General features: G+C 40.7%; 10 protein-coding genes. 3 read left to right on the top strand and 7 right to left on the bottom strand.

Translation table 11 applies throughout. The annotated features are described in order from the left end of the window. Positions 1 to 3 precede the first annotated feature (3 nt). Both ACPPVU_RS03935 and ACPPVU_RS03930 read left to right on the top strand, forming a co-directional pair. Positions 4 to 354 (top strand): DUF2304 domain-containing protein, encoded by a 351-nt coding sequence (locus tag ACPPVU_RS03935; protein WP_426670394.1) that lies wholly within the window; start codon positions 4 to 6, stop codon positions 352 to 354. Positions 355 to 368: 14 nt separating this feature from the next. Beyond that, the gene (locus ACPPVU_RS03930; RefSeq protein WP_426670393.1) at positions 369 to 1,232 is read left to right on the top strand and encodes a class I SAM-dependent methyltransferase; all 864 of its coding nucleotides are present in this window, start codon (positions 369 to 371) and stop codon (positions 1,230 to 1,232) included. A 47-nt stretch (positions 1,233 to 1,279) separates the two neighbouring features. On the opposite strand, the gene ACPPVU_RS03925 is transcribed toward ACPPVU_RS03930, so the two are convergent. The 5 genes from ACPPVU_RS03925 to ACPPVU_RS03905 form a co-directional block, all read right to left on the bottom strand. Next, positions 1,280 to 3,619 carry a tetratricopeptide repeat protein gene (locus ACPPVU_RS03925; RefSeq protein WP_426670392.1) on the bottom strand — a complete coding sequence of 780 codons (2,340 nt, stop codon included), beginning with the start codon at positions 3,617 to 3,619 and terminating at the stop codon, positions 1,280 to 1,282. Between the two features lie 96 nt (positions 3,620 to 3,715). Beyond that, entirely contained in the window at positions 3,716 to 5,869 is a 2,154-nt protein-coding gene (locus ACPPVU_RS03920) for an FN3 associated domain-containing protein (protein WP_426670391.1), read from the bottom strand. Between the two features lie 3 nt (positions 5,870 to 5,872). Then, entirely contained in the window at positions 5,873 to 6,898 is a 1,026-nt protein-coding gene (locus tag ACPPVU_RS03915) for a hypothetical protein (RefSeq protein WP_426670390.1), read from the bottom strand. 12 nt (positions 6,899 to 6,910) lie between these two features. Then, positions 6,911 to 8,368, bottom strand: coding sequence for a DUF1501 domain-containing protein (locus tag ACPPVU_RS03910; protein ID WP_426670389.1), 1,458 nt, complete (start codon positions 8,366 to 8,368; stop codon positions 6,911 to 6,913). Positions 8,369 to 8,373: 5 nt separating this feature from the next. After that, entirely contained in the window at positions 8,374 to 10,698 is a 2,325-nt protein-coding gene (locus ACPPVU_RS03905) for a PSD1 and planctomycete cytochrome C domain-containing protein (protein WP_426670388.1), read from the bottom strand. 327 nt (positions 10,699 to 11,025) lie between these two features. Between ACPPVU_RS03905 and ACPPVU_RS03900 the strand changes: the two genes are divergently transcribed. Then, entirely contained in the window at positions 11,026 to 12,165 is a 1,140-nt protein-coding gene (locus tag ACPPVU_RS03900) for a glycoside hydrolase family 18 protein (protein WP_426670387.1), read from the top strand. A 74-nt stretch (positions 12,166 to 12,239) separates the two neighbouring features. On the opposite strand, the gene ACPPVU_RS03895 is transcribed toward ACPPVU_RS03900, so the two are convergent. Beyond that, positions 12,240 to 12,734, bottom strand: a complete 495-nt coding sequence (locus tag ACPPVU_RS03895; protein ID WP_426670386.1) for a hypothetical protein — start codon at positions 12,732 to 12,734, stop codon at positions 12,240 to 12,242. 408 nt (positions 12,735 to 13,142) lie between these two features. Then, the gene (locus tag ACPPVU_RS03890) at positions 13,143 to 13,793 is read right to left on the bottom strand and encodes an HD domain-containing protein (RefSeq protein WP_426670385.1); all 651 of its coding nucleotides are present in this window, start codon (positions 13,791 to 13,793) and stop codon (positions 13,143 to 13,145) included. Positions 13,794 to 13,958: the final 165 nt, after the last annotated feature.

Genomic DNA, 13,958 nt, shown 5'->3' with positions numbered 1-13,958 from the left:
AAAATGGCCAAAATACAGATCATCACCATTATCGCAAATATTTTGTTTGTGTTGTACATTTCCCGACTTATAATTAAAGGTAAGCTAAGGGAAGAGTACGCTATTGTATGGGTAATATGTACACTGATCTTAATGCTGTTCTCCTTCTGGCGTAATGGCCTGGAAGTTATGGCACGGCTAACCGGCGTTTATGAGGCACCGAATTTGGTTTTTACGGGATTTATTTTTGCCATATTGATCTATCTATTGCACCTGAGCGTAGTAGCTTCAAAGTTGCATAATGATAATAAGAAGCTTGCCCAGGAAATATCGCTTCTCAAAGAAAAATTTGATAAGCACGTAGGTGATCAATAATTATCATTAGTCAAATGGACCATTTAACCTGCCCGGTTTGCGGTAATCTGCTTAAATTAAAGTACAAGCTAAAATTCAATGTATATAAATGTGATAGCTGCGGTTTACTGAACTCTGATGCGCAATTTGAGCACTCATTTCAATCAGATCTGGAATCAGATTCGCGGGATATAGGATTGCGACAATTACGTTTAAAAAATTCCGATACGATCATAAAAGAACTGCAAAGGCAGAAAGGTGGCAATCTGAGCGGCCTTGAGATAGGCAGCGGTAACGGTTGGTGGCTGGAAACCTGCAAAAAGAATAATATCGATTGCATCGGTATTGAGCCGGAAAGGATATATGAAAATTATCACAAGGCAAATAATCTGAATATTATTTACGGGTTTTATCCTGATGTGAGTCCTAAGAAAGAAACGGGTTACGATTTTATTATTTTCAATGATGTTTTTGAGCACATCGAAGACATCAATGGCCTGGTTGAAAATCTGAAGAAAGATTTGAGTGACAATGGTATTCTGATCATTAATTTACCCATGAGCACTGGTTTCTTTTACAAAATGGCCATAAAGATGCATAAATTGGGTTTCAGTAGTTCATTAACAAGGATGTGGCAATTTAATTTTCATAGTCCCCATATGAACTATTTTAATGAGCCTAACATGAAACTGCTCCTGACCAAGCACGGATTTTCAGCCACCGATGTGCTTAAATTAGAGACACTGGATTTTTCAAGCGTAAAAGAACGGATCATGGCCGATAAGCAAATGAACAGGCTAAAGGCCTGGTTCATGACAACCGCAATCACTTTAATGAAACCTTTTATCACATCATCAGAGCCTGACACTAAAGCCTTCTTTTTTAAGAAAATGGTTTAAACTGTTTTATAAACTGACGAAAATAACTGATCACTAATCGCCGATCACTATTTCTTACTATTCTTTTTATTCCATTTAGCCTGAGCTACGTTGTTTTTCAGGAGTTCATTATTGGGGTTGATCTTCAATCCTTTTTCACCCACAGTAATGGCATCGTCCCATTGGCCCAATTTGACATAAGCTGCACATAGGTTGTTGTAGGCCAGGTCATAATCGGGATTGATGATCAGAGCACTTACGCAGGCTGCAATACTTAGTTCATATTGCCCCTGGTTATAATAGTTCAGGCTTTGGTTCACATAGTCGGCCGCTGTGTAAACTTGTGAGCTTATAACAACATCTGATATAAAACGGTGCGCTGCTGAAAGCGCCAGGTTGTTTTTTGCCAATTGGTAATCGGGCTTTATCTTAAGCCCCATTGCAAATACCTCTGCCGATTTATCAAACTGACCTAAAATATTATAGGCACAGCCAATATTATTATAAGCTTCAACATAGTTAGGTTTTAGTTCTAAAGCTTTTTTAGCCGCTTCAATGCAGAGGCCATATTTACCCTCGTTATAATAAGCCAGGCTTAACTCCAGATAGTTTTCAGCTGTTGGAGCCACCTTTGCTTTATCGGCCTGTATTTCGGCGTTTGTTTTTCTTCGTGAGCTTTCCTCGAGACCGTTTAAGGCAACTCCATTACCGGGAGAAATTTTAAGGGTAGTAACACAAATATTTTTGAGTAAATCCCATTGGCCTAAAAGCGCATAAGTTTTTATTAAAAGTTCACGCGGTCTTAAATCAGAGTTTGATAATTGCATTGATTTTTGAAGCATTACCTCGGCTTCAATAAACCGTGCACGTCGGTACAAAAATTGTCCATATAAAAAGTAATTCATGGAATAACCACTACCCAATCTAATGCTTTCCAAAAAATTGTTTTCAGCAGCAACAATATCTCCCGTATTTTCCTTTAACACACCCACATTTACATATACATATGAATAGTTGGGTGCCAATTGCATTGCTCTGTTTAAATATTTTTCAGCCTCAGCATATTTGCCCTGCTCAATCATTATGACGCCATAATTCATCATTCCGCGACCATTTCCCGGGCTCTTTACAGTGACATTGAACCACAAGCTCTCCTCATCGCGCCAAACAGCATTCCGTTTAAAGGTGCCGTAAGCACAAGTACAGAGTAACAGCAGAGCAGGAGTTAAAATCAGAACCTTATATTTTGTAGTTATATGATCAGCATCGCTAATAAATTTAAATACAATTAAGCCTATCGTCCAGCTCACACTTATCGCTAAACCGATAAACGGGAAATACATCCTATGATCATTCAGGACCTCGCCCAGCGGTATAATGCTTGATGTTGGAATAAGCGCCAAAAAGAACCACAAAATACCAAAGCTGATTGGGCGAAGTATTACTTTTTGAGAAGTATAAAAAGCCGCACTGGACATCGCCAAAATAAAAGCGCAGCCTATAAAAAATCGTGCATTCCAGATATTGGACAGGGGAGCCCAATCAGAATCAGCACTGAGCCCGGCAGGCCAAAAGAAGGTGCCAAAATAATGCAGGATGACATAGGGTTGCGTGATCAGGTATTGTATGGGCGAATTACCGCCAGGTGCCCAAGTCTTCGGCGTAAGCTTGTCGATGAGCAAGTACATTAAGGCACAAAAGACAAATGCAGGTAGGCTTTTTCTGACGCTATTCCATAACGGTTTCAGATTTGATTTTTTGAAAATATCAAGTAAACCCAATTTTTCTTCGAAAAGCAGGATATAACACAAAAGCAACGGAGCAAACATTACTGAAGGCGGTTTGGCTAAAGCGCCAATGCCCACAGGGATCAAATACAAAAATGTTTTACGGCAAAAAGGCGAGTTGGTATAAAGCACAAAACCTCCCATAACTGCAACGGTTGATATCACATCAGACCGTGCGATAATGTAATTTATAGTTTCAGCAATGGCAGGGTGCAGCATATACCATGCAGTGGCAAACAGTGCAACATAGCCAATATATTTGTTTGTCGAGGATAGACTCAATAACTTCTTGAAAAATATAAGCATCAATAATCCTTGTACCAGGAACAGTATAAATGTGGTAATATGAAAAGCAAAAAGATCATACCCGTTGCCGAGTTTATAATCAATAGCCAGTGACGTGCTCACTACCGGACGGTAAGACTGGTTCTGCGGTAGTACGCTGCTGGTTGTACCGTCTTTAAAAAAAAGAGGAATATTTTTAATATCGCGGATGTAGGGATTATCGACAACCGAGTGCGAATCATCAAAATGAAAGCCGTTATGAAAATGGTTGATATAAGTCGCTATAACAGCCAGGAATAGTAAAATAGTATAGATCAGTAAAGGTCTTTTTTTCACAACAGCTTATACGGTTTATATCCACGAAAAATAACACATTTTACAAAGATTTCGTAAATATATTATGTGCGTGTTTCTGTACCTAGCATAAACTCGTTAATTCAAAAAGATTTCATCTGCAAAAACCCATGAGGGCTTTCCTTTTGCAGGATGCCAGGCTGGTAGTTTATAGATTGGCTTGGCTACCAGTTTAATACACGAAACAGGGCCTGATTTCGTCAATTTACAAACCAATCCGGTATCTATGGCTGGGTCGTTCTTTTTCTGTTCGCCGGTTCTTAAAGTGCTTATTAGTTTCAAATGTGCTTTATCACTGCCTCCCCATACCTGTATCTCTGTGGGCAAAAATATCTGGCCGCCAATCACTTTAAGGCAATTTAAAGTAAGGGTATGCAGAGCAATAGGCTTATTAAAATACATAATTACCTGCATGTCTGTTTGCCAGCCAAGCCATTTGCCGTTGTCGAAGTTCATGCCACCTAATTCGCCATCAATTAAGGTTTTTGCACCATCAGCCTGGTACTTTTCGTTAGGCGCAGTTATAAATTGAATGCTATCTGGCTTGTAGGTATTTTTATAAAAAGTATAGCTAATGATATCACTGCCATACCAGCCTGCCTTAAAAGCCTTTGCCTTAATAGTAGTATTATCGGCAATCATGATCCCGGGTTTGTACAAAGCAGATTTGATGCTATCGGGTTTGGAACCATCGGTAGTATAGCGAATATCAGTCCCTTTAATAGGATGACCCAGCAGTAACGGAATAGGCTTGGAGAAAACAAATTGTGCATTTTTAATTTGAGGCGGGATTATCTGGATCACCTTGCCATCATCCTTAAATCCTTCTATAAACTGTATCTTTTTATTGGTCTTTTTCAGTTGCTGAATATCCGCTACGCTTAAGCTGGTATTCCAAATAGTTAGTTCAGTCAAACTCTTAAAAGCGCTGAGTTGATCAAGTGCATGAGGACTTAATTTATCGCCTGCTATAGACAACGACCGCAAATATTTTAAGGACGACAAGTCTTTTAGTGTACTTCCGGTTATATCTGTATAATTAAGATTAAGTGTGCGCAGGTTTTCAAATTGTGCAATGGTTTTTAACTCGCCATCCTTTACAGGCATTTTATGCAGATCAAGGGACACCACTTGCTTTTTAATGTCGCTCAGTTCGGTAAGCACGTTCGGGGTATAAGAACTTTTGTTATAAATATTGACTGCCAATGCCGGCGAACCAGCACCTAGAGGATAAATGCCGCGGTAGTTATTATTAAGCTTTTTGATGGCTTTTTCATCCGCAGCAGCAAAATCATATTGCTCTTCAGTAGCTTCAGCGGGTTTTAGTATAGTGGCGGCGATCACTCTAAGTGAATCATTAGCAGGGAGGTCATATACTTTTTTCTTAAACCCGATATTTTCCTTTACCCAAAGATAGAGCAGGTTCATTTCCGCTGGTGTCAATTGGGTTTTACCAGCAGGGGGCATGTGCTTCTTTTCATCATCCGGCAAATGGATGCGTTGCAACAACAAGCTAACCTGCGGCTGACCGGGAACGAATAATTTACCTGCCCGGCCACCTTTTAAAATAGATGCCTCATCAGTCAGCATCAAACCACCTTTCAGCTTATCAGGATTATGGCAATTCGTACATTTGCTTTCAAATATGGGTTGTATTACGTCCTTGTAGACCAAAGCCTTATCAATTGGCACTAAGTCCTTTTTCATCACAGGCGCTAATATGAAATTATCGCCATGCGTAATATCGGCGCCGTAATGACCTGCTGCCACCAGGCAAAGCATTACTATAACTGAGCCCCCCATGGCTGATCTGCTGCTATACCAACTAGTGCCTCTGAACCAGTAAATAAGTGAAGAAATAAAAACGATACTTACCCCAAACCACTTATGCCATTGTAAATTACTGCCTTCATAACCCGGCTCGCGCGAAAGAAACAGGCCCATGATCACCGTTATACCCGCAAACAGAGCACCAATAAGCAAAAGGGTAGTGGCGAAATCCTGGTAAAACTTTTCTTTAGCAAACTCGCTCCTGAAACGGAAAAATTCCATCAGCATAGCCAATATTAATATAACGATTGGGAAATGCAGTATAACGGGATGCAGTCGCCCTACTGGTTGCAGCCATTGCGGAATAACCAAGCGGCTGCCAGCTGCCAGTAAAAACAGAATGAAGATATTAAGTGCGAGTAACAGTTTACCTGCAAAACCTTTATGGCTGCTTTTGATCATTTATTAAACACGGGTAAACTTATATGGATATACTTTCCCCGAAGCCCATTGTGCCACGTAAAGATTCTCGTCGTCATCTATGCATACGTCATGCGGGTTGAGGAATATTTTTTCGGCTTGGGACATTGGTTGCAAAACGCCATCCTTATAAATAGGCTCAGTACCACCTATATTGGATACTACTTTATTGTTTTTATCCAATATGGTAGTAAATCCGGAATCTTTAGCACCAAGATCAGGTGAGCGCAATACAGCGGCATATAAATGATCGCCTTTAATCACAGGACGGCACACACAGGCGCCCGGTAGTTTGATTACTTCTATCAATTTACCATCCATGCTAAACCGTTTGAAACAGTTCCGGGTACGGTCTGTGATCAGTAAAGTAGGGGTACTCTTTCGACGGTCGATTACTATGCCGTGAGCATTATCCAAATGATCGTCTCCTTCACCTTTACCTCCAAAAAAACCTTTTAGTTTACCATCCTTATCATAATGAGTAATGTATTGCGCCCCATAACCATCGGCAATAAAAATATCACCATTGGTATCAATAGCCGTTTCGGTTGGCACAAATTCTTCTGCTTTTTTGTAAACGCCGGTTTCAAGCGGCACATCAATGGTCATCAGTAATTTACCATCGATGGTGGTTTTATAAACCTGGTGTTTTACTGTGTCGGTTATGAATAGAATCTCAGTTCCATTCTCGTTAAACAAGGTTAGGCCATGTGCTCCCGGAAAATCATGCCCCCAGGTATCCAGTAACTTGCCTGATTTATTATAGATCAGCACATTGTTTTTTGTCTCGTTGGTCAGTAATAATATCCTGCCTTTTGAGTCCTGCACCATCTCATGGCAGTCATTTACCGGGTTAATATTCGGATCGGCTTTGCTCCATGCTGTATCCATGCGGTAGCGCATATTGTTGTGCCCGTAAATGGGGCCATTGTCTTTTGCCATCATATCTTTTGCAATAAAAAAGGTTGCTGAAACTATCGCTGTCTGTTTAATAAATTTCCTTCTTTCCATGATCGGTTATAATTAGGATATAATATCTCTTACCACATTACCTGCCACATCCGTGAGCCTGTACCTGCGCCCTAAACTCTTAAAGGTAAGCTTGGTATGATCGATGCCTAATTGGTTAAGCACGGTAGCGTGGAAATCGTGAACATGCACCGGGTTTCTGACCAGGTTATAACCAAACTCATCCGATTCACCATAAACCATACCCGGTTTAATGCCACCACCGGCCATCCAAATGCTAAAACAGCGCGGATGATGATCGCGGCCATAATTATCTTTCAATAATTTACCCTGGCTATAGTTGGTGCGACCAAATTCTCCGCCCCAAATCACTAATGTCTCATCTAATAATCCACGTTGTTTCAGATCGGTAACTAATGCCGCTGATGCCTGGTCAACATCTTTTGCCTGACCTGCCATTTCCATCGGCAAGTTCGAATGCTGATCCCATCCCTGGTGATATAATTGTACAAACCTTACCCCATTCTCGGATAGCTTTCGCGCCAGCAAACAATTAGCAGCATAAGTGCCGGGGATCAAACAATCCGGCCCATATAGTTTGATAATATCGTCTGGTTCTTTTGATACGTCCATTATCTCAGGCACCGCCGTTTGCATACGGTAGGCCATTTCATATTGCTGTATTTTAGTAGTGATCTCGGGATCATTAAATTGTTTGCCTGATAGATCATTCAACTCAGCCATTTTATCCAGCATTTTGCGGCGCTCGTGCCTGCTCATCCCGTCGGGATCATTCAGATAGAGCACAGGATCTTCGCCACTGCTGAATTGTACGCCCTGATGAATAGAGTCTAAAAAACCATTACTCCATAATTTGGAATACACCCCTTGTCCATTGCCTTTTCCTTTTGATAACAAAACTGTAAAAGCTGGCAAATTTTTATTCTCGCTCCCAAGCCCATAACTTACCCATGAGCCCATACTTGGTCGATTGCCTTGCTGCGCGCCTGTCTGGAAAAAGGTCAATGCGGGATCATGATTAATGGCCTCGGTATACATCGACCTGACGATGCAAATATCATCTACGATCTTGCCGATATGCGGGAAAAGATCACTAACCCATGCACCGGTTTGCCCGTATTGTTTAAAATCATAAAATGATCCTACTAATGGGAATGAGGTTTGTTTGGCCGTCATCCCTGTTAGTATTTGGCTGCCGCGAACGGATGGAGGCAGTTCCTGTCCCATCATTTCACGCAGTTTGGGCTTGTAGTCGAATGATTCCAACTGTGACGGCGCACCGTCCTGGAACAAATAGATCACCCTTTTGGCTTTTGGCGCAAAGTTGGGAATGCCGGGAATAAAATCGGCATCACTGTCTCCTTTAGCACCGGAAAACAGATCGGGGATAAGCAGTGAACCTAATGCAACACTCCCGATACCAAGGCTCAACCTTGATAAAAATTTCCGCCTGTTAATACTTAGGCCATGCTCTAATAGATTCTTTTCCATGGCTATCAGGTTTTTGTGATCGCTTCTTCTAAGTTATAAATTGTATCTACTACCTGCATCATTGCAGCCAAAGTAATTTTATCCAAATCGGCTGGTATTGGATATTCTCCAACATTTAATAATTTGGCCGCATCCTGTTTATCAACTGACTTTAACTGATCGGCATAATACGATGTCAGCATCGTCATCTCCTTATCAGTAGGTTTACGGCAGATGATCAACCTGAAGGCTTTGTATATTTTATCTTTCGAGGCACTTTTTTCCTCTAATAATTTTGCAGCCAATACCCTCGCAGCCTCCAGCACAGTCGGATCATTCATCATCAGCAATGCTTGCAAAGGTGTATTGGTACGGAGCCTTTGCACCTCGCACTGATCCCGGTTACTGGCATCGAAAATAGCCATCTCAACCGGCGGAACGGTACGTTTGATCAGCGTATACATTCCACGTCGATACAAATTTGGACCATGCACCTGTTTATAACTTGCCAATTGTCCGCGGCCAGATGTAGCATTTTCCCACAAGCCCGATGGTTGGTAAGGGTTTACGCTCGGGCCGCCGATGGTACGGTTAAGTAAACCACTGCTTGCCAATACTTCATCCCGCACAAACTCGGCAGGGAGGCGGGAACGTGGACCACGTGCTAATAAAATATTCTCAGGATCAGTTTTTAGTTTTTCGGGAGATATAACTGCCGATTGGCGGTAGGTTGCCGACATGACAATCTGTTTTACAAGTCGTTTTACATTCCAGCCATGATCTCGGAAATCTACTGCCAGCCAATCTAGTAATTCGGGATTTGAGGGGAGATCGCCTTGCATACCAAAATCACCCAGGGTCTTAACAATTCCTCGACCGAAAAATTCCTGCCATAGCTGGTTTACATAAACTCTTGCCGTAAGCGGGTTTTGTTTGTTGAATAACCATTCGGCCAACCCTAACCGGTTTTGAGGATATTTGCCACTAAAAGGCAGAATAGCTTTAGGAGTACCCGGCAACACTTCGTCGCCATGCGCATCGTATGACCCGCGTCTTAGTACGTATGTTTTGCGGTAAACTTCGCTGTCTCCCATTACAGATACAATAAGCTTACCTGTATCTTTTTTATTTATAAATTTCAATACATTTTTTACATCATCATTGCTGATCTGCATCATCGGGCGTTTGGCATAGGTCTCAGGGCCGCCAACGGTCGACTGTAATCCAGCTTCTTTTACACTATTGAAAAATGCAAACACCTGGTAATACTCTTTTTGCGAAAAAGGATCATATTTATGATCATGGCAATGGGCACACTCTAATGAAACGCCAAGCATTGCCTTGCCGAAGGTATTAGTGCGGTCAGTAACATAACTTATGCGGTATTCCTCGTCAATTACGCCGCCCTCTTCTGTTATTTTATGATTACGATTAAAGCCGGTGGCTAGTAATTGCTCTTTGGTATGTTGCGGCATCAGGTCACCTGCAAGTTGCCATGTGATGAAATCGTTATAAGGTAAATTCTCGTTGTAGGCATGTATTACCCAATCGCGCCAGGGCCATTGTGTACGGTAATTATCATCCTGGTAACCGTGCGAATCGGCATAGCGGGCAATATCCAGCCAATGCAATGCCATTTTTTCGCCATAAGCTGGTCGGGCCATCAGCTCATCCACCATCTTTTCATAAGCATTGGGGCTTTTATCCGACAGGAATCTATCCATCATATTCAGGTCTGGTGGCAAGCCGTTCAAATCAAAACATATCCGCTTTAACAGTCTCTCCTTATCAGCTTCCGGATTTGGCTTTATGTCTTTAGCTTCCAGTTTATGCAATATGAAATTATCGATAGGATTTTTGGGCCATGCTTTATCCTCAACCTCCGAAACAGAGTATGATTTAGGCGGAACAAATGCCCAGTGCTTCTCATACTTAGCGCCCTGCTTTATCCATTTTTTTATTAATCCAACCTCGAAAGGATTCAATCGTTTAAGATTTGATCCCGGCGGCGGCATCATAGTGGTGGAGTCATCCGTAGTTATACGCTGATAAAGTTGTGATAATTTGAGACTGCCCGGCACCAGTGCATGTGCTTCGGGATCATCTTTTAATGCACTAAATGCGCTTTCGGGTATATCCAATCTTAAGCCTGCCTGCCGCTTATTGGCATCCGGGCCATGGCATTTAAAACATTTATCAGACAGGATGGGTCTGATATTAAAATTATAGCTGATCGTATCCGGCACCTCTTCATCCCTACTTTGTTTGGATGAGAAACGGCCAGAGGAGTAAACGGAATATAAAATACATCCCACACTAACTACCAGCACATAATATATTCTGCGATGCATAATTGATATAAACCTGTAAGCGGTACAGTTAAAATTGGTTAATGTAAATGTAGTATTGTTTGGGCAATTTTAATAGGACGGATTTGTAAAAGTGAGGATACATCATAAAAATGGCGGGTGTTCGTAGCGCTACACCTGCTTAATACTTTCAGCTATTTAATAGTGTGGTGAAACACCATTCATAGTCTGATAGGATTCTTGAGAAGACATATTTTCTATGGTGTAACAAATTCATTATACTTAATTAAATACTTTAATAAGTATTGCGACTTTTTAATTTTTTAATTAATCTTACATCCATTAGGCATTAATGTTAATTACTTACCCATGAAACATATTTTTGTTCCCTTTGCTGTTGTTCTATTTTTAATACAAAGTCATTTTTCATTTGCTCAGCCCAGTAGCACCGGGAGTAGCAAATATGTGTTAATGGGTTACATTGGGAGTAAAAACTGGACTAAAGAAGATATCCTTGCTACAAAAATGACCCACATCATTTATGCTTTTGCAAATCTGACCCAAAACGGCGTACTGGCACCGGCTTCTTTAAAAGATTCAACAAACCTCACAATATTAAATACAACTAAAGATGAAAATAAAGCACTTGAGATTTTAATTTCAGTTGGAGGTTGGGGCGGATGCAAATATTTTTCGGATGCCTCTTTAACTGCCGAATCCAGGGCTAAATTTATTACAAGCGCATTAGCTTTCATAAAGAAATTTAAACTTGACGGAATTGATATTGACTGGGAATACCCAGCCCAGATAGGAGCAGGTAATATATACAGGCCGGAAGACAAGCAAAATTTCACACTGCTTATGAAAGAGTTTCGTACAGCTCTTGATGAACAGGCCGCTACAGACCATCGTCAAAACTACTTGTTAACAGCAGCTATGGGAGTAGATACTGCTTATATGAACCATACAGAAGTAGGCCCCGTTAGTAAGTACCTTGATTATATCAATATAATGACTTACGATATTTATAACGGTAATGATAAAATAACAGGTCATCAAAGTAATCTCTATCAATCAAAATATGGCCATCAAGTAAGGGTTAGCGCCGATGATGCAATCCAAAACTTTATAAAAGCAGGAGTGCCCGCAAATAAAATCGTAATGGGGCTGCCTTTTTACGGCCGTGGCTGGACCATGGTAAATGATCAGGACCGCGGATTATATCAGCCCTCTGCAGGCCACCATTTTTCTCTACCTTATGATTCCCTGGAAAATTCGTACATCAATAAGAATGGTTTTGATAGATTTTGGGACAAAAAAGCAAAAGTGCCCTACTTGTGGAACAGCAAAACACATACATTTGTTACCTATAATGATGTAAGGGCATTTAAATACAAAACCAGGTATGTTAAAGAGCATAATTTAGCAGGGGTAATGTTTTGGGAGTACACGGAAGACTTAAAAAAGCAGGCTCTATTCAACCCCTTGTATGATTTTTTAAATAATTAACTTTAGTTAAAGCCAAAGCAAAAAACACCGGATGTTTTAATTAAACACCGGATGTTTTTTTAAATGATATTCCATTAAAAACTTTGATTGCCAAAGCTATTTGTGACCGGAACTTTTATTACATTAAATTCATACTTTAATGCCTTGTGGCAGGTGTTGCAATTATTCGTCAACGCAACAAAATTGCTTTTGAAAGCAACTGCGTCTTTGTCCCTGATTGATTTTTCAACAGCATCCATTGCCGGAAAGATCATTGCAACAGCTGCTGCTTCGGGTTTATTTTTATGATATAATTGAATCTTTTCAAATCCACCCATCAATTCCTGTCTTTCATACTCGGCCAGCGCCCAGTTTTTGTTCTGCCCGGCAAACCATAATTTTAGGTGGTGCGGTTGGACAATAGTATTCATGAGCGCCCCTGTACCCGGTTTATAAACTGAATCCAGCTTGTTTTGCAGGCTATCTACCCGGGCTTGCAGATCTGCACTTCCACTGCCGGACTGCCCGCAACCAACCATTAATGAAAATGGCAAAGCGAGTGATAAGAGTATTAATGATAATCGTTTCATGCTTTTAACTATTTAATGTGACTTATTTAAAAATTGTACCGGTGACAGCTATTAATCTGTTTTCTTCAATCGATTCCTCCGATTTCTTATCAAGGAAAATTCTTTGACAATACAAACATATGATGTTTAATTAAAACATCATATGTTTTGTTCTGAGAAAATGATACTTCAACGGAATTGTTACAATTTGATTCGTAATGCCATCAATTTGTTAAACAGCAGGAAGAAGAAATTGAGGCCAGTTTAAATATTGAACATCGAATTTCCAATATCGAATAATGAAGTGAAAACCTCGGTGTTGGATATTGGAAATTTGTTATTCGATATTATTTGCACTTCTGCTGAAAAATATCCTTGTGGGTACACAGTAAGTTTAAAAACGGAGAATAGCGGTTGGTACCCATCGTATTATTCAGACCATGGTGAATGCAGTATGCAATCACAGAAGTTTTTACGATGGAAATTGGGGATCATGAAAGCACACACATCAGCTTTGATATTGCCAAAAGTTGTTTCGGTTTTATGTTCAAAGCCTGAGAAGAACGTCGGGATAATTTTTTTCTTAAAGTCATTACGCGGAAATGCAGTGATGATTTCATCCCTGTGTTCTGCGGTCAGGTTCTCATAGCCTTCACCCATTACGTCTAAACCCACTCCGGAATACATAAGTGCCACTTCCGGTTCCTTATGCTCCGCTATGCCAATGGTTGTATGTAATGCAATAGTATCCCAAACAAGCTGCAGTTGTTCTTTTGGTACACCGTGGCTTTTTAGAAAATCTCGGGCCGCATTGGCTCCATCCACCTCGAAACGGAGATCGGGGCTGCTATAATGCGGAACCAGCCCAAGGTCGTGAAATACCGAAGCTACATAAAGCAATTCCGGGTCATACTTTAAATTCTTGCGTTTCCCATTTAGTGAGGAAAATAAGAATACCCTTAGCGAATGGTTATAAATAAATTCTGTGCCATGTTCAAGCAATAGCTCTGTTGCCTGATTTGCTATAGTACTGTCAGGAATAATGATCCCTGCTACTGATTTTGATGTGGTTACTGACATGATGTTATATTTTAAAATTCAATTTGAACCAGAATAATGTATATGACTGGTATGTTAAAATTTGCAAAAACGATAATAGAAAAGCCTGACTGAGTTGCTACAGACCTCATAAAACTTCCAGCCAACCGGAGTTTTTCACCACGGGACTCTTAAATTCCGTAGGTT

This window comes from Mucilaginibacter sp. McL0603, from assembly GCF_049992945.1.
GTDB lineage: Bacteria > Bacteroidota > Bacteroidia > Sphingobacteriales > Sphingobacteriaceae > Mucilaginibacter.
Note: the sequence above shows the minus strand (reverse complement) of the source record. Positions and strands in the feature narration are given on the sequence as shown.